Source organism: Rhodococcus sp. Q, from assembly GCF_005503035.1.
In the GTDB taxonomy this organism is placed as follows: domain Bacteria; phylum Actinomycetota; class Actinomycetes; order Mycobacteriales; family Mycobacteriaceae; genus Rhodococcus_G.
In genome coordinates this window covers 66057-90110 of record NZ_SCOY01000010.1, presented here as the reverse complement: position 1 = coordinate 90110, position 24054 = coordinate 66057, and the positions used below count along the sequence as shown (strand labels likewise).

The 24054-nt window shown below is 69.2% G+C and carries 20 protein-coding genes; 8 read left to right on the top strand and 12 right to left on the bottom strand.

Features of this window, described 5'->3' with window-relative positions; all coding sequences use genetic code 11:
* The first annotated feature begins 48 nt into the window (after positions 1-48).
* Positions 49-519, top strand: a complete 471-nt coding sequence (locus tag FFS72_RS12850; protein ID WP_171018656.1) for a DUF4262 domain-containing protein — start codon at positions 49-51, stop codon at positions 517-519.
* A 23-nt stretch (positions 520-542) separates the two neighbouring features.
* On the opposite strand, the gene FFS72_RS12845 is transcribed toward FFS72_RS12850, so the two are convergent.
* The 5 genes from FFS72_RS12845 to FFS72_RS12825 form a co-directional block, all read right to left on the bottom strand.
* Positions 543-2018: an NAD(P)-binding protein gene (locus FFS72_RS12845; RefSeq protein ID WP_137874295.1), complete on the bottom strand. Its 1476-nt coding sequence runs from the start codon at positions 2016-2018 to the stop codon at positions 543-545.
* 109 nt (positions 2019-2127) lie between these two features.
* Positions 2128-3579 carry an NADP-dependent phosphogluconate dehydrogenase gene (gene gnd / locus FFS72_RS12840; RefSeq protein ID WP_137874294.1) on the bottom strand — a complete coding sequence of 484 codons (1452 nt, stop codon included), beginning with the start codon at positions 3577-3579 and terminating at the stop codon, positions 2128-2130.
* Positions 3580-3723: 144 nt separating this feature from the next.
* Positions 3724-5856: a DEAD/DEAH box helicase gene (locus FFS72_RS12835; protein WP_249353276.1), complete on the bottom strand. Its 2133-nt coding sequence runs from the start codon at positions 5854-5856 to the stop codon at positions 3724-3726.
* A gap of 319 nt (positions 5857-6175) precedes the next feature.
* Positions 6176-7120: a M56 family metallopeptidase gene (locus FFS72_RS12830; protein ID WP_050064456.1), complete on the bottom strand. Its 945-nt coding sequence runs from the start codon at positions 7118-7120 to the stop codon at positions 6176-6178.
* A gap of 30 nt (positions 7121-7150) precedes the next feature.
* Positions 7151-7573: a BlaI/MecI/CopY family transcriptional regulator gene (locus FFS72_RS12825; RefSeq protein ID WP_050064455.1), complete on the bottom strand. Its 423-nt coding sequence runs from the start codon at positions 7571-7573 to the stop codon at positions 7151-7153.
* Between the two features lie 116 nt (positions 7574-7689).
* Here FFS72_RS12825 and FFS72_RS12820 point away from each other — a divergent pair, with 116 nt between their 5' ends.
* Positions 7690-9000, top strand: a complete 1311-nt coding sequence (locus tag FFS72_RS12820) for an alpha/beta hydrolase (protein WP_137874292.1) — start codon at positions 7690-7692, stop codon at positions 8998-9000.
* Positions 8997-11558 (top strand): bifunctional lysylphosphatidylglycerol flippase/synthetase MprF, encoded by a 2562-nt coding sequence (locus FFS72_RS12815; RefSeq protein WP_249353275.1) that lies wholly within the window; start codon positions 8997-8999, stop codon positions 11556-11558. The genes FFS72_RS12820 and FFS72_RS12815 overlap by 4 nt, the downstream gene beginning before the upstream one ends.
* Positions 11559-11560: 2 nt before the next feature.
* Here FFS72_RS12815 and FFS72_RS12810 read toward each other — a convergent pair whose 3' ends face one another.
* The 3 genes from FFS72_RS12810 to FFS72_RS12800 all read right to left on the bottom strand — a co-directional run bounded on the left by FFS72_RS12810 (position 11561) and on the right by FFS72_RS12800 (position 15065).
* Entirely contained in the window at positions 11561-12547 is a 987-nt protein-coding gene (locus FFS72_RS12810) for an ABC transporter ATP-binding protein (protein ID WP_249353274.1), read from the bottom strand.
* Complete coding sequence (locus FFS72_RS12805) at positions 12544-13539, bottom strand: FecCD family ABC transporter permease (protein WP_502704112.1); 996 nt, start codon at positions 13537-13539, stop codon at positions 12544-12546. Before FFS72_RS12805 ends, FFS72_RS12810 begins: the two co-directional genes overlap by 4 nt.
* 95 nt (positions 13540-13634) lie before the next feature.
* Positions 13635-15065 carry a FecCD family ABC transporter permease gene (locus FFS72_RS12800; protein WP_137874290.1) on the bottom strand — a complete coding sequence of 477 codons (1431 nt, stop codon included), beginning with the start codon at positions 15063-15065 and terminating at the stop codon, positions 13635-13637.
* 204 nt (positions 15066-15269) lie between these two features.
* Between FFS72_RS12800 and FFS72_RS12795 the strand changes: the two genes are divergently transcribed.
* Together FFS72_RS12795 and FFS72_RS12790 are read left to right on the top strand one after the other, a co-directional pair.
* Entirely contained in the window at positions 15270-16019 is a 750-nt protein-coding gene (locus FFS72_RS12795; protein WP_502704111.1) for a hypothetical protein, read from the top strand.
* 242 nt (positions 16020-16261) lie between these two features.
* Positions 16262-16720 (top strand): PaaI family thioesterase, encoded by a 459-nt coding sequence (locus FFS72_RS12790; protein ID WP_502704110.1) that lies wholly within the window; start codon positions 16262-16264, stop codon positions 16718-16720.
* 49 nt (positions 16721-16769) lie between these two features.
* Here the strand turns inward: FFS72_RS12790 and FFS72_RS12785 are convergent, their stop codons facing one another.
* The gene (locus FFS72_RS12785) at positions 16770-18176 is read right to left on the bottom strand and encodes an NAD(P)/FAD-dependent oxidoreductase (protein ID WP_050064591.1); all 1407 of its coding nucleotides are present in this window, start codon (positions 18174-18176) and stop codon (positions 16770-16772) included.
* 311 nt (positions 18177-18487) lie between these two features.
* Here FFS72_RS12785 and gdhA point away from each other — a divergent pair, with 311 nt between their 5' ends.
* Together gdhA and FFS72_RS12775 are read left to right on the top strand one after the other, a co-directional pair.
* Positions 18488-19837 carry an NADP-specific glutamate dehydrogenase gene (gene gdhA / locus FFS72_RS12780; RefSeq protein WP_137874288.1) on the top strand — a complete coding sequence of 450 codons (1350 nt, stop codon included), beginning with the start codon at positions 18488-18490 and terminating at the stop codon, positions 19835-19837.
* 571 nt (positions 19838-20408) lie between these two features.
* Positions 20409-20687, top strand: a complete 279-nt coding sequence (locus FFS72_RS12775) for a hypothetical protein (RefSeq protein WP_249353273.1) — start codon at positions 20409-20411, stop codon at positions 20685-20687.
* Positions 20688-20778: 91 nt separating this feature from the next.
* Here the strand turns inward: FFS72_RS12775 and FFS72_RS12770 are convergent, their stop codons facing one another.
* Both FFS72_RS12770 and FFS72_RS12765 read right to left on the bottom strand, forming a co-directional pair.
* Positions 20779-21186 carry a hypothetical protein gene (locus FFS72_RS12770; RefSeq protein WP_502704108.1) on the bottom strand — a complete coding sequence of 136 codons (408 nt, stop codon included), beginning with the start codon at positions 21184-21186 and terminating at the stop codon, positions 20779-20781.
* A gap of 29 nt (positions 21187-21215) precedes the next feature.
* Positions 21216-21761, bottom strand: coding sequence for a hypothetical protein (locus tag FFS72_RS12765; RefSeq protein WP_137874286.1), 546 nt, complete (start codon positions 21759-21761; stop codon positions 21216-21218).
* A gap of 544 nt (positions 21762-22305) precedes the next feature.
* Between FFS72_RS12765 and FFS72_RS12760 the strand changes: the two genes are divergently transcribed.
* Entirely contained in the window at positions 22306-22902 is a 597-nt protein-coding gene (locus FFS72_RS12760; RefSeq protein WP_171018655.1) for a DUF8020 domain-containing protein, read from the top strand.
* Positions 22903-22928: 26 nt separating this feature from the next.
* Here FFS72_RS12760 and FFS72_RS12755 read toward each other — a convergent pair whose 3' ends face one another.
* The gene (locus tag FFS72_RS12755; RefSeq protein WP_137874285.1) at positions 22929-23954 is read right to left on the bottom strand and encodes a tyrosine-type recombinase/integrase; all 1026 of its coding nucleotides are present in this window, start codon (positions 23952-23954) and stop codon (positions 22929-22931) included.
* Positions 23955-24054: the final 100 nt, after the last annotated feature.

Genomic DNA, 24054 nt, shown 5'->3' with positions numbered 1-24054 from the left:
CGAACATTGTTTCGAATGTCATCGCGGAGGGGGAGACGGATGTGCGAGATGTGTGACGGCAAGTCGGCGGCGCAGATGGAGCGGGACCTGCGCCGCAGCATTCGGAAGCACGGCTGGGCCCTCCAGTACGTGGAGTCCGGCATCGACGAATACGACGTGTATCCCGCGTACTGCTACTCGGTGGGGCACACCGCGAAGGGACTACCCGAACTGGTGGTCACCGGGCGGGTCGCCGACCAGTCCGCGCAGGTGCTCAACGACCTCGGATCGTGGCAGGCGAGCGGACTCGACCTGCGGCCCGGCGACCGGCACACGGCGGGCGGGCTCGACGTGTACCTCGTCGAGGTGCGCGAATGCGAGTCGTGGCTGCTCGGCGCCGTCGCGCTGTTCGGACGCATCCACGCACTGCAGGCGGTGTGGGCCGACTGTCGGGGGCTGTTGCCGTGGGAAGGGGCGGAGGACTCGACCATCGTCCAGCCGCTACTCGGACCGCCGCGCAACGGGACCGGGGCTCCGTGACACGCCCGATCGTCGATCGGCACTCACGTCTCGACGAGCGGGCCGCACCGAATGCCGAAGCGCCCCCGGATCGTGTCCAGCGTCCGGCGGTGGTGGTTGCGGTCGCGGTGGCTGGTGGCCGCGAACCGCGCCTGCCCGGCCAGTCGGCGGGGTGCCGGATACCAACGGTCGAAGTCGAGTCCGCAGTCGCGGAAGACACGGCTGGGCAGGGCATCCGCCAACAGTCCGAGGTTGTACATCGCCAATGCCATCACCGCGTAGCTGAACGCGGGTTTGCCGCCTCCGTCGAGCAGGCCCTTCCAGTCGAGTTCGTAGAGGGGAACCGTCGTGGCCTTCCCCGACATCAACAGGTGCGTCAGGTAGTAGCCCATGAAGCCGGGCAGGTGCATGATCGCGGACCGGGGCTGGATCGACACCACACGCCCACCCGGGGACACGTACGGCTCGTAGGGGGCGTCGATCCTGACGTAGCCGGTGCAGTTCACGATCCAGCTGCCCGGTTCGATCGCTTTTCGTGCCCCGCTTCGGAGCACCACGTCGGTGGCACCGTCCCGATCGACCGCGTCGACGAAGTGGTCCATGTACACGGCGCCCAGGCCGGACGTGATCGTGTCGCTCTCCGCTTCCGACAGCACTCCCAGTACGAAGTTGCTGGCCTCGCTGGTGACGTCGATACCGTGGGTGGCGCGATACCACGCCGCCACTTCCGCCTCGTTCGTCCCGTCGAATCGGCGGGCGGCGTCGGCCGCCACCGCATCCGGAAGGGGCCCGCGCCACCACCGGCGGGGACCGACCGGGAACGCCCAGTCGCGACGAACGAAGTAGGTGCCCGATCCCGCCACGAGGTTCACCTCCCGCCCGGGGTACTCGGTGACGAGGGTGTGGACCGTGTCCATACCCGTCTTCCCACCGCCGATCACCCAGACCGGGTCGGCGGACGCACGCATGTCGCCCTGCCGCACATCGCAGCCGTCGGGCGAAACCGACCGGACACGTGAACTCGACACGGCCAGTGGGGCATTCCGTCCGACGTCGAGCCCGAAAGCCTTGATCAGATGCGTCGCCCGGATCGTCAGGCGCCGGCCGTCACCGGACGAGCAGACGACGTCGACCCCGTCCACGGACTCGTCGGCGGACTCGAACGACCACCCGAACCGCTCGTCGATCCGCACCCGGCCCCGCAACACGTCGAGGCAGTGCTCGAAATGGTCGAGAACCTCCCCTTTGGTCGCGAGGTGGGCACGGTCCCGGTCCAGCTGCCACGGGATGTTCCCGACGGTGAACAGGCCGTGGGGCTGGTGCAGGCGGACGTATGGGTAGGTGTCGACCCACATGCCGCCGACCCGTTCCCTGCGCTCGACCAGGACGACCCGTTGATCTCGAGACAGGTAGCGGCTCGCCGCGAACAGGGCATTCAGTCCCGCGATTCCCGCCCCGACGATGCAGACGTCGCAGATTTCCGGTACCGCACTCTGGGATCGTTCGCTCGGATCCACCACAGCCCCCGGCTAGACGACGCCTACCAGTCTCCCACCGGCGCGGGCCCGGCACCAGCGGCCGCGCATCCCGGTGGCGGCTCCTGGGAACCGCCACCGGGACGCGGCGAACTCAGGCCTCGACCTCGCTGCGGTCCCCGCTCCAGAGGGTGTGGAACTTGCCCGGACGATCCGTGCGCTCGTAGGTGTGCGCGCCGAAGAAGTCGCGCTGCCCCTGCGTCAGCGCCGCCGGGAGACGCTCCGCGCGCAGGCCGTCGTAGTACGACAGCGACGAGGAGAACGCCGGGACCGGGATGCCCAGCGTCGTCGCGGTCACGACGACGCGACGCCACGAATCGATCGCGTTCTCGATCGCGTCCTTGAAGTACGGCTCGACGATCAGCGACGTCAGATCGGGGTTCGTGTCGTACGCCTCCTTGATCCGGTTCAGGAACCGGGCCCGGATGATGCAGCCGCCACGCCAGATCGTCGCCATGTCGCCAGGGGTGAGATCCCAGTTGTACTCGACGCTGCCCGCGCGGATCTGGTCGAAGCCCTGTGCGTACGCGACGATCTTCGACGCGTACAGCGCCCGGCGGATGTCCTCGGTGAACTGCTCCGCATCCGTGGGCTTGCCGCCCAGCGAACCGGACGCGAGACCCTTCGCGGCGGCGCGCTGTTCCCGCGACCCCGACAGTGCGCGCGCGAACACGGCCTCGGCGATACCCGTCACCGGGACACCGAGGTCGAGCGCGGACTTCACCGTCCAGCGGCCCGTGCCCTTCTGCTCCGCCGCATCCACGATGACGTCGACGAGCGGCTTGCCGGTCTTCGCATCCACCTGCGAGAGCACCTCGGCGGTGATCTCGATCAGGTACGACTCCAGCTCGCCGGTGTTCCACTCCGCGAACACCTTCGCGACCTGTCCGGCGTCGTAGCCGAGCGCGTCCCGGAACAGGTGGTACGCCTCGCCGATCAACTGCATGTCGGCGTACTCGATGCCGTTGTGCACCATCTTCACGAAGTGACCGGCACCGTCCGGCCCGATGTGCGTGCAGCACGGCGTTCCGTCGACGACCGCCGCAACCGACTCGAGCAGGGGACCGAGCGACTCGTACGACTCCTTCGGTCCGCCCGGCATGATCGAGGGACCGTTCAACGCACCCTCCTCGCCACCGGAGATGCCGGCGCCGACGAAGTGCAGGCCACGCTCACGCAGCGACGCTTCGCGGCGAATCGTGTCCGTGTACAAGGCATTTCCGCCGTCGATGATGATGTCGCCCGGCTCCATCGCTGCCGCGAGCTCCTCGATCACCGCGTCGGTGGCCTCACCGGCCTTCACCATGATCAGGACGCGGCGCGGGCGCTGCAGCGCCGCGACGAACTCGTCGACGGTCTCGGTCCGAACGAAGTCGCCCTCGTCGCCGTGCTCGGCGATCAAGGCATCGGTCTTGGCGACACTGCGGTTGTGCAGCGCGACCGTGTGTCCGTGGCGGGCGAAGTTGCGGGCAATGTTCGAGCCCATCACGGCAAGTCCGGTGACGCCGATCTGGGCACGCGCGGTCGAGGAGGTGTTGTCGGTCATGCAGACAAGCATTCCCTGCCCGCGAAACGAGCGACACTCCAGGGTCTCGCACCGTGGGATGACACGGGGAGGGTGCTCGGCACGAAACGGCCGACGCCGCGACCCGGTTGGGTCGCGGCGTCGGCCGGTGCAGTGGAAGGCGGATCAGCGGTCGCGGACCGGACCGTCGAACCCGTCGTACGAGCGACGCTCCGTCCGGCTGCGGAAACCGCCGGACGTGCCCGTGCGCTCAGTGCGCTGCGGGCGGTCGCCGCTGCGCTGGAAGCCACCATCGCGCTGGGGGCGGTCGCTGCGGTACCCGTCGCGCTGCGGGCGGTCACCGTACGAACGGTCACCGCGAGGCCGGTCCCCGTAGGAGCGGTCCCCGCCCCGCTGGTTGCCGCCGTCACGGTTGCCGCGGTAGCCACCCTCGCTGCGCTGCGGCCGATCGCCGTAGCTGCGGTCGTTGTTGCCGCGGTAGCCGCCTTCGCTGCGCTGCGGGCGGTCGCCGCTGCGCTGGTAGCCGCCCTCGCTGCGCTGGGGACGGTCACCGTAGCTGCGGTCGTTGCCCCGCTGGTAGCCACCTTCGCTGCGCTGCGGGCGGTCACCGTAGGAGCGGTCGCCGCCGCGCTGGTTGCCGCCGTCACGGTTGCCGCGGTAGCCACCCTCGCTGCGCTGCGGCCGATCGCCGTAGCTGCGGTCGTTGTTGCCGCGGTAGCCGCCCTCGCTGCGCTGGGGACGGTCACCGTAGGAGCGGTCGTTCCTCTGGTAGCCACCTTCGCTGCGCTGGGGGCGGTCGCCGCTGCGCTGGTAGCCGCCGTCGCGCTGGGGGCGGTCGCCGTAGCTGCGGTCGTTGTTGCCGCGGTAGCCGCCCTCGCTGCGCTGGGGACGGTCACCGTAGGAGCGGTCGCCGCCGCGCTGGTTCCCGCTGTCGCGGTTGCCGCGGTAGCCACCCTCGCTGCGCTGCGGGCGGTCACCGTAGGAGCGGTCGCCGCTGCGCTGGGGACGGTCACCATAGGAGCGGTCGTTTCGCTGGTAGCCACCCTCGCGGCGCGGCCGATCACCGAAGCCGCGGTCGGAGCGCTCACGACGCTCGCGCACCGGCTCGCCGCTCGGCTTCTGCGCGCCGGTGATGGCGGTCAGTTCCTCGGATCCGGGGCGGACGTTCACCTGAACGGCGTCGACGCCGGCGGAGTCGGTCAGGCGCTGCACCATCCGACGCTGGTTCGGGAGCACGATCGACACGACCGTGCCCTTCTCACCTGCACGGGCGGTGCGGCCTGCGCGGTGCAGGTAGTCCTTGTGGTCGGCGGGCGGGTCGACGTGCACGACGAGATCGATCCCGTCGACGTGGATGCCGCGGGCCGCGACATCGGTCGCGACGAGGATCGGCGTCCGGCCGGTCTTGAACCGCTCGAGGACGCGGGTCCGCTGGTTCTGTGCCTTGCCGCCGTGCAGTGCCTCCGCGACGACGCCGACCTCGCGGAGCCGTTCGGTGATGCCCTCGGCACCGAGCTTGGTGCGGGCGAACATGATGGTGCGGCCCCCGTTGCGGGCGCCGATCTCGGCGAGGACGGCGTCCTTCTGTCCGCGGTCGACGTTGAGCACGTAGTGCTCCATCGTGGTGACGCTCGCGCGGCCGTCTGCGGTGGCGTGCTCGACGTGGTCGGGCAGGAACCGGCGGACCAGCGACTGCACCTCGCGGTCGAGGGTCGCGGAGAACAGCAGACGCTGACCATCGGGGCGGGTCTGCTCGATGATGGACCGCACCTCGGGGAGGAAGCCCATGTCGGCCATCTGGTCGGCCTCGTCCAGGGCGATCATCTCGACCTCGTCGAGGATGCAGGTCTCCTGACGCAGGTGGTCGCCGAGGCGGCCCGGGGTGGCGACGAGGATGTCGACGCCGCGCGCGAGCTGGTCGACCTGCTTGGTGAACACCATTCCGCCGACGGCGGAGCGCACCTTCAGGCCGACGGTCGACGCGTACGGGTGCAGCGAGTCCACGACCTGGACGGCGAGCTCACGGGTCGGGACCAGGACCAGGGCGCGCGGGCGCTTCGCTGCGGGGCGGTCGTCGCGGCCGGCGAGACGAGCCAGCATCGGCAGGCCGAACGCGAGGGTCTTGCCGGAACCGGTCTGGGCGCGCCCGAGGACGTTGCGGCCCGCGATCGCGTCCGGAATCGCCATCGCCTGGATCGGAGACGGGACGGTGATGCCGTCGCGCGCCAGGGCGGCGACCACGGGGGCCGGGAGGCCGATCTCGGCGAAGGTCGGCTGATCGGTCACGGTCACGGTCACGGTTGCGGACTCGGCGGACTGATCCGTCGGTGCGGCAGTCGCTTCAGCCTGATCTTGGGCAGCATTGTCTTGGGCAGCGTTGGTCACGCGGTATACCTCTCCGGGCGTCGGGCGCGTCGCGGAGAGCGGGGCTGTGAACAGTCGCGCAGAAAGAGACGAGCCGGGCACATTCACCCTGGTCTGGCCAGGGGCGTGCCGAAAATGTGAGTAACAATTGAGTCGGGCCGCGATTACGGCCGTTGTCGAGTGTACGGGACGGCGAACGCACTCTCATCCCGAGCGACTGTGACCCTCGCATCACCCCCGGGGGGGCGCCGCGCTATCCGCGGAACAGGCGCTCGAGTTCGACGAGCCACGGCACCGCAACGGCGATCGTCGGCACCACGAGGATCGCCACGGACGCGAGGTACGCGCCGAGGGCGATCGGGATGCTGGTGCCGGGGCGGGTCAGCCGCTGGATGCGGGTCAGCGTGTGCGGGCCGCCCGCGGCGAGTGCTCCGTCCGGTGCACTGGACCCGGCGCACGCGACGAGCGCCCGCGCGAGCGGCGTCGGTCCCGTGACCCGCACCGCGGAGTCGTCGGCGAGCAGTTCGACCAGCAGTTGCACGGACCCGAGCGCCGAATTGCTGCGCACCACCTTCGGGAACGCCTCGTTGACCGCCGTGAACGCCTCGATCACGAGGTCGTGCCGGGAACGCAGGTGTGAGCGTTCGTGCATGAGGATCGCGGTGATCTCGTCACGGTTGAGGTTGTCGAGGGTGCCGGCGCTGACGACCACCCGATGCCGGAGTCCCGGCAGGCAGTACGCGATCGGTTCGGCGGCGTCGAGGACACGAAGGTTCGACTGGCGGCTGCGATGCGGCTCGCCCTGGTCGAGGAGGTCGACGAGCATCCGGTGGCGGGCCCGCCGACGCCGGGTACGCACCGCGACCGAGGCGATGGAGAAGATCAGCTTCGCCCCGATGAGGAGGGTGATCGCGAACACCACCACGTATGCGATCCACAGGGGCAACCCGAGGGCGTCGATCTCTTCGAGGGGCGCCGTGGTGGGCCGGCCGTCGGGACCGGGCACGAGCAGCTCGGTGGCGATCGCGAGACCGGAGCTGAACGCCGACAGGACCGCTGCGATCGCGACGGCCTGCCACAGCACGAGTGCCGCGCCGGGCGCGCGATGAGGCCAGGTGGCCCGTGCGAGCAGCGCGGGGACCGGGCCGGTGAGGAGCAGGGCCAGTACAGCGAAGGCCAGCGCGGTGGAGGGGTTCATGGCCTACCCATCATGCACGACGGGCGGGCGTCAGCTTGCGCGATCGGTACCGGTGTCCACGCTGCGCAGGTGCCGCGACGACGCGTCGGACGCCTCCAGTGCGGCGAGGGCCTCCCGGAGCGCGGCGGCCTCGTCGGCGCCGACCCTGCCGACGAAGTGCACGAGCGCTGCGACCCTGCCGTCCGAGGCATGGGCCTGGTCCAGCGCGTCGACCATGAGCGACGCAACGAGCTCGTCGCGGCCCTGGACCGGGAGGTACCGGTGCGCGCGGTCGTCCCGCTGCTGAATCACCAGGTTCTTCTTCGCCAGCCGCTGCAAGACGGTCATGACAGTGGTGTACGCAAGCTCACGCCGTTCCGCCAAGGCCTCGTGCACCTGACGAACGGTCTGGGGTTCGGAACTGGACCACAGGTGATCCATCACTGCGCGTTCGAGCTCGCCAAGTCCTGCCATGGCCCCATGGTACTTACTGTCCGACAGTTGTGCGTACTACCCGCAGTAGTAACGCAGTCGGTGTATCAGTGAATGGACACAGTCGGTGCGACCGCACGGGCAGAGGGGGCCACGGAGTGGACTGGTTGTACGACCGACCGCTGCTCTCCGGGACGGTGCCGTGGGCGGCGACGGTGCTCGCCGTCGCGGGCGCGGTGTGGCTGCTGCTCGCACCGACCACCGACTCCCGTCGCCACCGCCTGCGGGTCGTTCCTGCGTGCGCCGTGGCCGCGGGGGCGCTCACCGTGGCCGGATGGCTCGTCGTCGAGAAATGGTGGCGTCCGTTCCCCGACCCCGTCGCACTCGGGGTGTATGCCTGGATCGGCTGCGGCCTGTTCGCGATCCTCCTCGCCGCCGCGCGCATCGCCACCGATCGGCACCTGCTGCGCGGCATCGTCTCCGTGGTGGCCGCGTTCGCCGTCGTCGTCGGCGCCGCCGTCCAGGTCAACCTCGTGTTCGACGCCTACCCGACGGTCCGCGACGTCCTCGGTTTGCCCGCCGCGAACGCGCTCGCCTTCGCCGAGGTCCCGGGGCCGGTCGCCGACCCGATCAGCGGCACTCCACTCGACGCGGACTGGCATCCGCCCGCCGACCTGCCCGACCACGGCAGCGTGGTGACCGTCCCCATCCCGGGCACCGCATCCGGATTCGCCGCTCGCGACGCCCAGATCTACCTACCCCCCGCCTACTTCGCCGACCCGCGACCCCTGCTCCCGGTCCTGGTGCTGCTCGCCGGGCAACCGGGAAGCCCCGGCGACTGGTTCGCCGGTGGCCGCCTCGCGGAGACGATGGACGCGTTCGCCGCGCAGCACGGTGGGCTCGCGCCGGTGGTCGTCGTCGCCGACGGCACCGGGTCGACCCTCTCCAACCCGCTGTGCCTCGACTCCCGCCTCGGCAACGTCGACACCTACCTGGCCACCGACGTACCCGCGTGGGTGAAGGCGAACCTGCAGGTCGACACCGACCCGCCAGCCTGGGCGGTCGGAGGCCTGTCGTACGGCGGAACGTGCTCGCTCCAACTCGCCACCAACCATCCCGACGTCTACCCGACGTTCCTCGACCTGTCCGGGCAGCTCGAGCCGACCCTCGGTGATCGCGACCGAACGGTCGACGCGGCGTTCGGGGGTGACGACGCGGCGTTCACCGAGGTCAACCCGATGGATCTGTTGGCATCCCGACGGTTCCCGGGCACGGCGGGGGTCTTCGTCGTCGGCGCCGACGACCACGAGTACGCGCCGGGTGTGCACACCCTGTACGCGGCGGCACAACAGGCGGGGATGGACGTGCGCCTCGTGGAACTGCCCGGCGGCCACAGCTTCGCGGTGTGGTCGGCGGGCCTCGCAGGACAGGTGGACTGGTTGTCCAGGAGAGTGGGGTTGATCTCGTGACGTCACCGATCACCGCGGTGCGCCGGCAGTCGCGGCGCATCGCCGAACTCGTCCGCTTCGGAGTGTCCGGCGCGCCCGCGAGCATCACCCTGCTCGTGGTGATCTGGGTGCTCGGCGCCGCCACGTCCAGCCTGACCGGACCGAGCGGCTACGTGCAGCGCCACTTCGCGGCGTCCGTTCCCGCGCTCGAACACGGCCGGGTGTGGACCCTGCTCACCTCCGGACTCTGGGCGCCGAGCCTCGTCGGCTACCTCGTCGCGACGCTGCTCGTCCTCGTGGTCGCCGCACCGGTCGAACACCGCATCGGCAGCGGACGATTCCTGGTCGCCGCGGCGTCCACCCAGGTCCTCGGAACGCTGCTGGCCCTCGCGGTGGCGGCCCTCGTGCGGACGGTCGACGAGACCTGGGGTTTCCGGCTGCACATCGGAACCGCGGTCGGTCCGACCACCTGGATCATCGGAGCCGCGATGGTGGCCGCCGCGGGCATGACCACGCTGTGGCGTCGGCGGGTCCGCGTCGGCGGGCTCGCGCTACTAGTCACCATGTCACTGTTCAGCGGGCACCTCATCGACCTGGTCCGGCTCGGTGCCGCCATCGTCGGACTCGTGATCGGACCGTGGATCGTGGCGCGCAGCGCGCGCGGCGCCCACCTGGCCGGGACGCGGCGCGAAGGTCGCGTCCTCGTCGCCCTGGTCGTCGCGGCAGGCGCGCTCGGACCGGTGCTGGCGGCCCTGTCGCCCAACGCGGTCGGACCGCTCGCCGTGCTGCGCGAACTGTTCCGCGGTGTGCCGTGGACACCCAGCGAGGTTCGCGAGCTGTGCGAGGCCGACGCGTCCAGCGAGGACTGCAGGCGCGGACTGCTCGAACTGCGGCTCGGCGGCGTCGGCCCGACCATCCTGAGCCTGATGCCGTCGGTGTTCCTGCTCGTGCTCGCCGACGGGTTGCGCCGCGGACGCCGATTCGCGTGGATCGCCGCCGTCGTCGCGCAGATCGTGCTCCTCGGCCTGTCGGTGATCGACTTCGGGATCCGCTACGTCGGGTTCGCGGACGAGCAGACCCTGTACTACGGGTTGGACTCCCCGACGGTGTACCGGACCGCGATCCCGTTCGTCGTGCCGATCGCGATCCTGCTGGTGCTGGTCGCGACCCGCGGCTGGTTCACCGTGTCGGCACCGCGAGGCGTCCAACGCACGCTCTGGCTCCGACTCGCCGCGGTCGGGGTGGCCGTCGGCGTCGCCTACGTCGCGCTCGGGATGCTCGCCCGCTCCGGCTTCGACCGGGAACCGTCCGTGGCGTCGCTGGGGGCCGACTACCCCGAGCGCCTGATCCCGCCCGTGTACCTGCAGTGGCTCGACCCGCGTTTCCTCCCCGACAGCGCTCCCACCACCCTGCTGTACGAATGGACGGGGGTGCTGGTCTGGGTGGTCCTGTGCGCGGTGGTGGCGGGAACCTTCCTCGCCCCCTCCTACGGGGACCGCACCGACGACACCGAACGCGCCCGGACGCTCCTGACCAGCGGGTCGGGCGCTCCGCTGTCGTGGATGACCACGTGGCGCGGCAACCAGTACTGGTTCGCCCCCGACGGCAGCGGCTACGTCGCGTACCGGGTGATCTCGGGAATCGCGCTCACCACGGGCGACCCGGTCGGCCCACCGGAATCGTTGCGCGCGAACGCGACCGCCTTCGCCGACTTCGCCACCGCCAACGGCTGGACACCGTGCTTCTACTCCGTCACCGGCGCGCTGAAGCGTGCCACGGACGCGCTCGGCTGGTCGGCCATCCAGGTCGCGGAGGAGACCGTCCTGCACCTCGACCGCCTCGAGTTCAAGGGTAAGAAGTTCCAGGACGTCCGCACCGCACTCAACCGCGCAGCGAAGTCCGGCGTCACCGCCGAGTGGATACGGTTCCCCGACGCGCCCCTGTCGTTGACCGACCAGATCACCGCGATCTCCGAGGAGTGGGTCGCCGACAAGGGGATGCCCGAGATGGGATTCACCCTCGGTGGCCTCGACGAGATCGACGATCCGCAGGTGCGCTGCCTGATCGCCGTCGACGAGTCGCGCACCGTCCACGGCGTCACGTCCTGGATGCCCGTGTACCGCGACGGCCGGGTCGTCGGCTGGACGCTCGACTTCATGCGCAGGAGAGCCGAAGGGTTCCGGCCCGCAATGGAATTCCTCATCGCCTCCGCCGCACTGTCCCTGAAGGAGGAGGGCGCGGAGTTCGTCAGCCTGTCGGGCGCACCCCTCGCCACTGTGCAGGCGGGGCAGGAGGCGCCGCCCGCCGACGACGAGCAGGCCCGGGAGCAGGTGACGCTCGCGTCGGTCCTCGACCGACTCCTCGACGTCCTCGGTCGCACCCTCGAACCGGTGTACGGATTCCGGTCGCTACTGGCGTTCAAGGCGAAGTTCCAGCCCGACTACGTGCCGATGTACATGACGTTCGCCGATCCGGCGGCACTGCCGAGCATCGGCAACGCCGTCGGCCGCGCCTACCTGCCGGAGGTGTCGGTGGGGCAGGGGATGCGCTTGGTGCGCACCATGATCCGCAGCCGCTGACGTCAGTGCCCCGGTGTGGCCTCCGCGGGCCCGCCGATCGTCCCGTACACGTGCCGGGTACCGACCGGAACGATGAGCGGTCGGTCCGAGACCGGATCGTCGATGACCCGGGCCTCCAACCCGAACACCTCCAGCAGCAGCTCGGGTGTGATCACCTCGGTCGGCGTCCCCTCCGCGACGATCGAGCCCTGCGCCATCACCACGAGGTGATCGCTGTAGCGGATCGCGAGGTTCAGGTCGTGCAGCACCATCACCACCGTGCGCCCGAACTCCGAGTGCAGGCGGTCGACCAGGTCGAGCACCTCGATCGAGTGCGCCAGATCCAGGTACGTCGTCGGCTCATCGAGGAGCAGGATGTCGGTGCCCTGCGCGAGTGCCATCGAGATCCATGCGCGCTGGCGCTGACCGCCCGAGAGTTGGTCGACGGGCCGATCCGCGAGATCCGACACTCCGGTCAACGCGAGCGCCTTCGCCACCTCGCCCTCGTCGTCCGACGACCACTGCCGCAGCCACGACTGGTGCGGGTGCCTGCCCCGCGACACCAGATCCGCGACCGTCAGACCTTCCGGCGCGACGGGGGCCTGCGGCAGCATCCCGAGCGTCCGCGCGACGTCCTTCGTCCGCATCGACGAGATCGCCTTGCCGTCGAGGACGACCTCGCCGCTCCGCGGCTTGAGGAGACGCCCCATGGACCGCAGCAGCGTCGACTTACCGCACCCGTTGGGGCCGATGATGGTCGTGACGACTCCGGTCGGGATCTCGAGGTCGAGTCCGTCGAGAATGATCCGGTCCCCGTACCCCACGACCAGGTTGTACGCGGCGAGCCGGTGACTCGAATGCGCGGCGGCCGCGACGTGATCGATGGCCGGCTGCGCGTCGGGAGACTGCGCCCCGCTGTCGGGCCCCGACCCTTCCCGGCTGTCGGGCCCCGACTCTTCCCGGGGGTCGGACGCCGACTGTGCCCTGGCGCCGGTGCTCTGGCCGCTCATGCGGTCACCTTCCGATTGTTGCGAATGAGCAGGTAGATCAGGAACGGGCCACCGAGCGCCGAGGTGACGATGCCGACGGGCAGTTCGACGGGCAGCACGGTGCGGCCGATGATGTCGGCACCGAGGACCAGCACGGCCCCCATCAGGCCGGACGCGATCAGTGGCGGACCGGGCGTGCGCAGCAGGCGCATCGCCACCTGGGGGGCCGCGAGGGCGACGAACCCGATCGGGCCGACCGCTGCGGTCGCGATGGCAGCCAACGCCACCGCGGCGAGGAGCAGCGCGGCCTGCCCCGTTTGCAGCCGCACGCCCAGAGCGCGGGCGTTGTCGTCGCCGAGCCGCAGCACGCCCAGGGTGAACGAGGAGATCACCGCCGCGGTACCCACCACCGCGACCCCGATCGCGACGGGCCAGACCCGCTCCCAGTCACTGCCGTTGAGGGAGCCGTTCAACCACACCTGCGCCCGCGAGACGTCGTTGATGTCGGCCGAGATCAGCAGCCACTGGATCACCGCGACGAGCATCGCGTTGGCGCCGATGCCGATCAGCACGACCCGAAAGCCCTGCACGCCACCGCGCCACGCGAGCAGGTAGATGACCACCGCCGTGACGATGCCGCCGATCAGGGCGGCGATGGGGATTCCGAGGACGGCGAGGAGTCCGACGAAGCTCCCGCCACCTCCCACGACGATGAGCGTCACCGCGGCGGCACTCGCGCCTGCGGTGATGCCGAGGATGTCCGGGCTCGCGAGTGGATTGCGCAGGATCGACTGGGTGATCGCGCCGGAGATCCCGAGCGCGATGCCGGTCAGCAACGCCGCCAGACCTCGGGGCAGTCTCAGGTCCATCACGATGAACCGCTCGACCTTCTCGCCGCCGCCGAAGAGGACCTCGACGACGGTCGGAATCGGGATCGAGTACTCGCCACGTCCGATGTTGATGCACAGCAGCAGGAACGCGGCCACGAGCAGCCCGACGGTGATGGCGACCATGGCGGTGCGCCAGACCAGGGAAACCGATCCGACCCGGAACGCGGGCCGTGACGGAACGGTGGTCGGGATCGGACGGGCGTCGTCGTCGACGAGGCTCACAGGGACACCAGCTTCCTGCGCCGCACGAGCGCGATGAAGAACGGCGCGCCGAACATCGCGAGCACGATTCCGACCTGGAGTTCGCCCGGACGGACCACGACACGTCCGATCACGTCGGCGAGCAGAACCATGATGGCGCCGATCAGGCCCGAGTACGGGACCAGCCAGCGATAGTCGGGGCCGGTCACGAACCGCGCGACGTGCGGGACGACGAGACCGACGAACGCGATCGGCCCGCAGGCGGCAGTCGCGGCGCCCGTGAGCAGGGTGATGGCGGCGATGCCGATCACGCGGCTGCGCACGATGTTCGTGCCGAGGCCACGGGCGATGTCGTCGCCGAGGCTCAGGACGTTGAGGCTGGGGGTGCTGGCCAGCGCGATGATCACGCCGACGACGAGGAACGGCAGCACCTGCCAGAGCACGTCGAGTCCGCGACCGGCAACCGAGCCGACCACCCAGAATCGGTAGCCGTCGAGGCTGGTCTGGTCGAGCAGGATGACCGTCTGGGTCATGGCCTGCAGGAACATCGCGACCGCAGCGCCGCCGAGGGCGAGGCTGAGCGGGCTGGCCCCGCCACCGCCGATCGACGAGATGCCGAACACGACGACGCTCGCGGCGAGCGACCCGGCGAAGGCGAACCAGAGGTACTGGCTGGGGGTGTTGAAACCGAGCAGGTAGATCGAGAGCACCACGAACAGGGCCGCACCCGCGTTGAGGCCGAGGAGTCCGGCGTCGGCGAGCGGGTTCCGGGTGTGTCCCTGGATGAGAGCACCCGCGATGCCGAGTGCGACGCCGACCGCGACGGCGAGCGCGGTCCGCGGTATCCGGAGGGTTCGGACGACGAGGTCGGTGTCGGTGCCGGTGGCCCCGAACACGGCGTGGAAGATCTCTCCGAAGTCCATCGGCCGGGCGCCGACCGCGATGCTCGCGACGATGGTCGCCATCAGGATCAGCAGCAGCGCGGCTAGGCCGAGCAGTCGCCGCTTCCGAATCGCTGTGACGGAGGTGTCGGACGGGATCGGGATGAACCCCTCGTCGAGTGCGGTGGCGCGGCGGACGACATCGGTGCCGGTGCGGGGGAGCAGGGCCCGGCTGGTGCCGAGTGGCGCACCGGTCGCGGCGTCGCGTGAGATCAGGTCGAGCCAGGATTTGCCGAGGCTCGCGCCTGTTCGGCCGTCCCGGAAACCTCGATTCCAGACGAGTACGCCAGCTGCCGCGGCGAATGCTGCTGCGCCGAAGACGAGGCGGTCCATCTGTCCGCCGCCGTTGGCGTCGCGCAGGGAGTCGACGACGATCCAGCCCAGAATCAGGGGCAGTGCGACCGCAGCCCAGTCGACGAGCGCGGCCGCGCCGCGGCGGGTGCGCGACGCGGGTCCACGGGGAATCGCCCGGACCGCGTAGTCGACGTCGCCGGGTGTGGTGGTCACGGGCACGCTCCTGAGGGGGTGAATCGCACGGGGATTCAGGTTACGTAACCCTATCCAAACCTGACACCCCGGATCCGTACTCCCAATCTTCTTGTGGTTAGGCTAACCTACATTCGATCTTGCTCGACGACGAAGGAGTGAGCAGTGCCGACGACTCTGGTACTCGACCCGGCCGCACCGGCCGCCTCGATCCGCGACATCACCGTGACGCCCCTGCGCGCCACCGTCTTTGCCGCGCCCATCCGGACCGCGGCCGGTCTCGTCGAGTCCTGTACCCATCTGCGCGCACTGCATCCCGAGTATCCGCGGGTCTACGCCGTGGCCCAGATGTCCGAGCAGCCGAAGCGTCGGTGGTGGGCCGTCTCCCAGGGCATCCGTGGGGACCGCCTCGAGCGGATGCTGACACGCGCGCTCGAGGACATCCCGGACCACGAGGCCGCGGCGATCTCTGTTGCATCGGCGCTGATCCACGCCGTCATCGGACGCGTCGCCGCCCTTGTCGTCCTCGACGGGCGGGCCTGGGACACCGGCCTGGACAATCTGTCGATCCACATGGACAGCGACGGATGCATCGACTGGGCCGGCGTGTGGGATCCCGCCCTCCGGGTGCTGCCGGGCGACCGGTGGGAGGGATCTCCCGGTGTCGTCACGCTGCCCTGCGAGCGGGCGCTGGCGATGTGGACCGCGTGCCGCAGCCGCACCGCGCTGACCGCGATCTTCGACGCCTTGGATCGTCTGGTCCTGCTCGACCGCACGATGCTGTGGGCAATGGTGGGGGAGGCCGTGCTCGGTGCCGCCACGATGGTGCCGTTGCGGAGCACCCTCGCGCCGTCGATCGCGGATCGTCGGGGGCAGGCACTGCTCGACGCGTTCGAGAGGGCCGGCCTTCCGGTGCGCGCCCGCGCGGGTCGTCCGGCATTTCGGCGCGCCGTCCCGCAAGCACTTGCAAGTTAGGGAAGCCTTGCCTATAGTTCCCTGTGATGGCGACGAACTGAACTACTGGACCGCGCCGGAGTCCTGAGGGCTGCAGAGACTCCCGGTCCCTTCCACGGAGGGCCCCGCACCGATCACCGGTGCGGGGCCCTCTGACGTTGCGTGCTTGACTTTCGGATGGCTCTGCCTCGAACGGAGCACGCGTCCCCTGCGGGACACGACGATCTAGCGAAGGAGCACACGTGACCGAGCCCCAGCCCACGGTGGCGGACGCGACAACCCTCGAGAGCGCGCTGACCCAACTGTCCCTCGCCGAGGTTTCCCCCATCCTCAACCAGGGGTTCTGCGAGTCGATCGGGCTCGACTACCTCGAGCTGACCGGCGACCGCGTCGTCGCTCGCTGGGACGTCGGCGCACACCTCTACCAGCCGGCCGGGATCGTCAACGGCGGCGTCTACTGCACCGTCATCGAAACCGTCATCAGCACCGGCGGCACCGTCTGGATCGGCGACCGAGGCCACGTCGTCGGCGTCAACAACAACACCGACTTCCTCCGCGCCGTCCGCACCGGCACGCTCACCGTCACCGCGACACCCGTGCATCGCGGTCGCACCCAACAGCTGTGGCAGGCCGAAATCCGCGACGAGCAGGATCGGCTCGTCTCACGTGGACAGGTGCGTCTCGCCAACATCGAACACACCGAACAGCTCGCCAAGGGCTGATCCGCGCCGCCGCGGCGGCCACCGGCCCGGAACGATGCTCCCGTGGGCGTCAGCCCGCTTCGCGCTCCTCGCCGGTGGCGACGGCGGTCGGGTCGCCGATCAGCCCGGCCGCTCTCGCCCGCTCGTAGTCCTGCAGGTCCTCGATCGCCGTCCGCGCGAAGACCTGCTGCTCCGTCGACGCCATCTGCGCCCGACTCCGGCCGAGGAACGCCACCGTCCACGACAGGACCGTGGAGAACTTGCTGCGGAAGCCGACCAGGTACATCAGGTGGATGACCAGCCACATCAGCCACCCGATGAAGCCGGTGATCTCCAGCTTCCCCACCTTCGCGACCGCGCTGAACCGCGAGATCGTGGCCATGGAGCCCTTGTCGAAGTACTTGAACGGGGTGCGCTCCTCGGGCGGTGTTCCCGCGAGGGTGGCCTTCACCTGCTTCGCGGCGTGCTTGCCGCCCTGCATCGCGACCTGGGCCAGGCCCGGCAGGCTGTCGAGCGCCATCATGTCGCCGATGACGTAGACGTTCGGGTGACCCGGCAGTGACAGGTCGGGATTGACGTGGACGCGTCCGGCGCGGTCGATCTCCGCGCCGGACTGTTCGGCGAGCTGCTTGCCGAGGCCGCTCGCCTGCACGCCCGCGGACCACACCTTGCACTGGCAGTCGACGCGGCGCTCGGTGCCGTCCTTGTCCTTGACGGTGAGCCCGTCGACGTCGACGTCGGTCACCATCGCGTCCGGCTGGATCTCGACTCCGAGTTTCTCGAGCCGCTTCGCCGCGTTCGCGCTGAGCTTGCCGCCGTACACGGGCAGGACGACGGGCGCGCCGTCGAGCAGGATGACGCGCGCATCGCGGGGATCGATGTGGCGGAAGGCGCCCTCGAGGGTGCGGTTGGCGAGTTCCGCGATCTGACCGGCCAGTTCGACACCGGTGGGCCCGGCACCCACGACGACGAAGGTGAGGAGCCGCGCGCGCTCCTCCGGATCGTTGGACAGTTCGGCTTCCTCGAACGCCCCGAGGATGCGGCCGCGCAGTTCCAGCGCATCGTCGATCGTCTTCATGCCGGGCGCGAACTTCGCGAAGTGGTCGTTGCCGAAATACGACTGTCCGGCTCCCGCGGCGACGATCAGACTGTCGAACTCGGTGACGGTGTCGCGGTCGAGCAGCCTCGACGTGACGGTCTTCGCCGTGAGGTCGATCTTCTCCACCTCGCCCAGCAGGACCTGCGCGTTCTTCTGCTTCCGCAGCACGAGCCGGGTGGCGGGCGCGATGTCGCCGACGGACAGGATGCCGGTCGCTACCTGATACAGCAGGGGCTGGAACAGGTGGTGCGTCGTGCGGGCGATGAGGGTGACGTCGACGTCGGCGCGTTTGAGCGCCTGGGTGCTGAACAGGCCGCCGAAGCCGGATCCGATGACGACGACGCGATGACGGCGGGGATGTGCCGACTGGATGCTCATGTACACGGTCCTCCACGACGGAAAGGGACGGGTGACACCGTCGGACACCGCCCGTTCGAGCGACGTCCTGGCACTGTGCCCACCGTAGTCCGGCGCGGACGGCTCGTCCTGATGAGCGCGGGCGGCGGCGCGTCGAATGGTTACTCCCAGCAACCTCCTAGCAGACGTGAGGAAAAGTTCACAATTGTTTACCTGAGCGAAATCTCACGCCCATGAAAGGCCCTAAACCGCCGAGCGCTGTGCTTGGCTGTGATTTCCACACCTGGGTGAACTGTCGAGACGGTTCCCGTGAGAAAGAGGAGGGCTGTCACGTGAGTGGGCAGGTCCGTGAGCGAGTCGACAGGTACTTCGAGGACGTCGCGCGGCGTAACGCAGGCGAACCCGAGTTCCACCAGGCAGTCGCCGAAGTCTTCGAGTCCCTCACCGTCGTCCTCGAGCGGCACCCCAACTACGCCGACAGTGCCCTGATCGAGCGCCTCTGCGAGCCCGAGCGGCAGATCATCTTCCGCGTGCCGTGGCAGGACGACCACGGACAGGTTCACGTCAACCGAGGGTTCCGGGTCCAGTACAACAGCGCACTCGGTCCCTACAAGGGCGGCCTGCGGTTCCACCCCAGCGTCAACCTCGGCATCGTCAAGTTCCTCGGCTTCGAGCAGATCTTCAAGAACTCGCTCACCGGCCTGCCCATCGGCGGCGGCAAGGGCGGCTCCGACTTCGACCCCAAGGGCCGGTCCGAGTCCGAGATCATGCGCTTCTGTCAGTCGTTCATGACCGAACTCCACCGCCACATCGGCGAGTACACCGACGTCCCCGCGGGCGACATCGGCGTCGGTGGCCGCGAGATCGGCTACCTCTTCGGGCAGTACAAGCGCCTCACCAACTCGTACGAGTCCGGTGTTCTCACCGGCAAGGGACTCACCTGGGGCGGCTCGATGGTCCGCAAGGAGGCGACCGGATACGGCGCCGCCTACTTCGTCGCCGAGATGCTGAAGACCGCCGGAACGAGCCTCGACGGCCGCCGCGTCGTCGTGTCCGGATCCGGCAACGTCGCGATCTACGCCATCGAGAAGGTCCACCAGCTCGGCGGCACCGTCGTCGCCTGCTCCGACTCGTCCGGCTACATCGTCGACGACAAGGGCCTCGACCTCGAACTGCTCAAGGAGATCAAGGAGGTCCGTCGCGGCCGCATCTCCGACTACGTGGACGAGCGCGGCGACGCCCAGTACTACCCTGGCGGCAACGTCTGGAATGTGCCGTGCGACGTGGCGATGCCGTGCGCGACGCAGAACGAGCTCGACGAGCTGTCGGCGAAGACCCTCGTCAACAACGGCGTCAAGGTCGTCGCCGAGGGCGCGAACATGCCCACCACGCCGCAGGGCATCGCGGTGTTCCGCGACGCAGGTGTCGCTTTCGCGCCGGGTAAGGCTGCCAATGCCGGTGGTGTGGCCACCTCCGCGCTCGAGATGCAGCAGAACGCCTCCCGGGACTCCTGGAGCTTCGAGTACACCGACGAGCGGCTCTCGAAGATCATGAGCGACATCCACCACCGCTGCGTCACGACCGCGGACGAGTACGGCAAGCCGGGCGACTACGTCCTCGGCGCCAACATTGCCGGCTTCGTGAAGGTGGCCGACGCCATGTTCGCGCTCGGGGTCATCTGAGAAGTCCCGACAACGACGACGTGGGAGGCGCCGGGCATTGTGCCCGGCGCCTCCCACGTTTCACATCGGTAAGACGTCGGCAGGCGATGCCTGAGATTCCGCGCGAAGAAGTCCATCCATCGTCCGGGTTGTTGAGACAGGCCTCGGTCGCCATCGCCCGATCTATCAGGGTCACGAAATCGCAGATTGCGTGACCGCGTTCCCGTCGACCGGTTGGCCAAGGATCGCTCTGGGGCGTTGTGGTGAACTTGGACCAAGCGGAAGAGGGGTCCTGGACAGGGAGCCTTTGCAGGATCAGCGAGCACGCTAAGGGCTGCCCCGACCAGGTGATTCATGGTCGGGGCCACCCGTATCCGACATAGAATGAGGGCTTCTTCGGCTGGCGCCGGTGTTCGTGTCCGGGAGCGGGCCACCAGGGCTGGGAGGTCCGTCGATGAGACAACGTCACCTTCTACGCCGGGCATCTCTTGTCGCCGGAGCCTGTGCAGCACTGCTTCTCGCGGCACAGCCAGCCGCTGCCGCCCCGACGGACGCTGTCTTCCCCATTCCCGTCGCCGGGATCAGTATCGGCGTGACGGGACTCCCGAGCTCGGGCTACTCCTACCTGACCGCCACCACCGACCCGGACACTCCGGGAGTGACCCGTTTGGGGCCTTACACCGGTGTCCACGTCCACTGGCGAAACATCTCCACTGGTGCGGCGGGTGTCGCATACCTCGACAACCGTTACGGCACATCGGTCGTGACCGGTTCCGGGACGGTGGTCGCTTCGGTCACAATTCCCCCCGATGGGCCCGGCTACCGGATCCTCGTCGCCACTCCCGGCGCCGGTGTCTGGACGGTGCCCTGACCGACTGCGGCAGCAGCATCTGGACCGACTGGAGTTGCTCGAGGCGTTGAGTGGTAGACCCGCGCGCCCTCCCGGACAGCGAGGCCGTCGTCTACGGAACGTAGACGGTCGCGACGCCCGGTGTGACGAACGAGCTGCCGGTGTGTACGACGACGACAACAACTTGCCCGGCCCCGGTCGGCAGGACCGCTTCCGGGTACTCGCTCGACATCGGGGTGGAGCCGGTGGCTGCGCTCGACAGGTTCAGCCAGTGCACTTCGGACAGTTGTAGGCACCCCGATCTGCCTTCCCGTTTGCGTTCCTCCGGACCGGTGATCGTCACCGTCCCAGGCTGTTCGCCGACCACGGCCACGCAGTGGACAGAGGGGAAATCGAAGCTGCCGTACGGGTTGATCTGGAACGGAACGGTGACCGCGGCTGAGGCGACGGCCGCCGGCGCCAGTACCGAACCGGCCACGATGGCCGCGCAGGCGACCGATCGACGAACGAAATCGATCACGGCGACCTCCGAGAACAGTCGGGGCCAGTTCAGTTGACCTGGAATGTGCCGATCCCCGGGGTGACCACGAGTCGGTACCCGACGCTGGCAGGGCCGCCGCGAGTGAACGCGCCGACGTCGGCGGTCGCGGTGATCGTGCCGCTGCCGGTGATCGCCGCCGCGGGGGCATGTCGGCACCGATCCTCCGGCGCTATCGGCGGAGCGTAGCCGGGTTCCACGCGCCGGAGCGCGGTGGTGCCGACGGCGCCGGTGTTCAGGTTCCGCCAGCTCACCGTTACATCGGGGCAGGTCGAGGCCCATGGCGACGGCTCGGTCGCGAAGGTCACCGCGCCGGATGCACCTGGCGTTGCCGTCGGCGTCAGCGTCGTCAGCGACGGAAGGCCCCAGCACGCAAACACATTGCTGAGGCAACCTTCGACGAACCTCACCGGAACCTGGAACGCCGTGGTTGACGCCGCCGGGACCGGCGGCGGGTTCGCAGTCGCCGCAGCGGATGTGCAGAGCGGGACGGCGAGGACGGCGACGGACGCCGCGGCGCGGGCGACGAACGAACGATGAATTGCTGCACGGCGCATGGCGTGAGCCTTCCGCGTTGGATCTGACCCGACCCTGGTGCAGTGTCAGCGTACGCGCCCGGTCACTTCCGGGGCCTGCATGACGATCGTCGAACAGGACGAGCGGACATGGCACGGCACCGTCGCTCACTGCCCACATGAATGGCCCACATTAATGATTGAGTAGTCCAGTGCCGTTCTAGCCGAGTCCGCGGCGTGCAGCCTCCGGGACGGCGTTGCCGAACGGTGGAGCACCTCGCAGTGGCACTCGGAGTCGTATTCGCTCGTGGGGAGGGCTCCGCGGCGCTGCGAGCTCGGTGTCGACGCCTACATCGTGACGATCGGGACACTGGGCAACTGCCCGGCGGCGAAACGTGCGTCAGGAGCATCGACCGAGGTCACAAGCCCAATAGGGGCAGACGCGAGGCCGTTTGCCCTCTATTCTAGGTGTGTTCCTGACGGCCTACGAACGGTTTCGTCGGCCGTCTTCCCGCCAATCGGTGTTCGAATCACCGAGTCCGTGGGTCCCCGTGGTCTCGGTGTCGCTCGAGTTGGGAGCCCCACCATGAAACTTCAGAAGGCCGCGGTCCTGTCCGTGGCCGTGGTTGCGACATTGTGTGTAGGTACCGGCACCTCCTATGCCTCTACCCCCGCACCAAGCGATGCCGGGGTCGGCTACACGACCTCGATCCTCCCCGACGGTCGCTCGGTGGCGACCGTTCTCGACTCCGGGATGTTCAGGCCAACGGCGGGCGGTACGGCCGTCGACGTCCTCGACGACGCAGGGACGCCGCTGACAACGGTCCCGCTCGCCTACGGAGTCGGTGACGCGCTCGTTCCGATCTCCGCCACCGTGGGAGAGGGCGGGCGTGAACTGATCCTGACACCCCAGGCGCCACCGGTCGGCGTCCAACCGGCGTACAGCCAGGCCGCCTACGAAACAATGATCGCCGAGATCGAGAAGGGCTGGCTGAACGGCGGACAGTTGCAAGCCAACACCGGCGCCGCGATCGGCCTCGTCGTCGGCTGCGTGCTGTTCCTCTTCGTCGGCTGCCCGCTCGGCGCGGCGATCGGCGGCACCATCGGCGCGGTCACCGGCGTCGTGAACGCGAATCCGGCCGTGCAGCCCGCGGTGTTCGCGTTCCTCGCCACGCTGCCGTGACACACCCCTGACCAAGGGGTGCCGCCTCAGGACGGTGAATGCCCGGCAGAACGGCTCACGAGGCCGTACGCCGGGTTCAGCGCCGCCGCGCCGCGAACCTCGGTACCCGCCCCCGACGTGTACCGCTGAGTGGTCGTCATCGACTCGTGGCCGAGCATCCGCATCAAGGTGTAGACGCTGACGTTCTGATCCGCCATCGCTGTTGCGAAGGTGTGCCGAAGCTGGTGCACCAGAGCACCTTTCGCGCGGTCGCCGTTGATGCCTGCCCTCCGGTAGGCGCGCTCGACGCGATACTGCAGCGTGCCCCGGGTGATACGCGCCCCGTCCCCGCCGACGAACATCGGGTCGGTGGGGGCGAAGCGCTGCCACGGATCCGGCGCCGCGCGCCTGCGCGTCGTCGCCGGAAAGCGTCGTGCGCGACTGTCCAGATAGTCGCCGAGCACATCGACGACGACCGGTTCGACGGTCACCACCCGCTGTTTGTTGCCCTTGCCGTGGACGTGGATCACCTTCGCGTTCGCAGCGCTGTCGCCGGCGGAGTCGCGGAGGTCTCCCAGGTCGATCGCGATCAGTTCCGCCGACCGCAGTCCCGTCAGCAAGCCGGTGAGGATCAGCGCCAGGTCGCGCTGCGGCCACGCACGGGCGCCGTCGTCGGGCGCCTGCAGGGTGGTCACCAGGCGCTCGACGGAATCGGCGTGGAACGCCTTCGGTACGGTCCTGGGTGCCTTGGGTCGCAACACCGACGACATGGGATTCGCCACGATCGCATCGGCGGCGAACAGGAAGTCGCACAGCATGTTCCACGTCGACCAGCAGCGCCGGATGGACGCCGGCTGGCGGGTGTCCGCGTACTCGGCGAATGCGGTGCGCATGCGTCCCTTGTCGATGACCGCGGGAGTGAGGCGGTCGGGTCGAACATTCGAGGTCCGAGCCAGGGTCTCGGACACGATGCGATAGTCCTGCCGGTAGGCGCGCAGCGTGTTCGGTGACGGCTTGGCGGTGCTCCGGTACACGAGGAACTCCTCGAACCAGTCGTCCAGGTATTCGGCCACGTGTTCGATTGTGCCGGAGGTGGCCGACACGTCCGCGCCGGAGGGCCCCGAGTGGGCCATCGGCCCTGCGAACCCTTCACCGTTGCTGACGTCGCTCTGT

Coding starts and splice junctions, on each gene's coding strand:
- FFS72_RS12850 (WP_171018656.1), top strand. CDS start 49: ATGTGTGACGGCAAGTCGGCGGCGCAGATGGAGCGGGACCTGCGCCGC.
- gnd (WP_137874294.1), bottom strand. CDS start 3,579: ATGACCGACAACACCTCCTCGACCGCGCGTGCCCAGATCGGCGTCACC.
- FFS72_RS12830 (WP_050064456.1), bottom strand. CDS start 7,120: ATGAACCCCTCCACCGCGCTGGCCTTCGCTGTACTGGCCCTGCTCCTC.
- FFS72_RS12825 (WP_050064455.1), bottom strand. CDS start 7,573: ATGGCAGGACTTGGCGAGCTCGAACGCGCAGTGATGGATCACCTGTGG.
- FFS72_RS12810 (WP_249353274.1), bottom strand. CDS start 12,547: ATGAGCGGCCAGAGCACCGGCGCCAGGGCACAGTCGGCGTCCGACCCC.
- FFS72_RS12805 (WP_502704112.1), bottom strand. CDS start 13,539: ATGGTCGCCATCACCGTCGGGCTGCTCGTGGCCGCGTTCCTGCTGCTG.
- FFS72_RS12785 (WP_050064591.1), bottom strand. CDS start 18,176: ATGAGCATCCAGTCGGCACATCCCCGCCGTCATCGCGTCGTCGTCATC.
- FFS72_RS12765 (WP_137874286.1), bottom strand. CDS start 21,761: ATGCGCCGTGCAGCAATTCATCGTTCGTTCGTCGCCCGCGCCGCGGCG.
- FFS72_RS12760 (WP_171018655.1), top strand. CDS start 22,306: ATGAAACTTCAGAAGGCCGCGGTCCTGTCCGTGGCCGTGGTTGCGACA.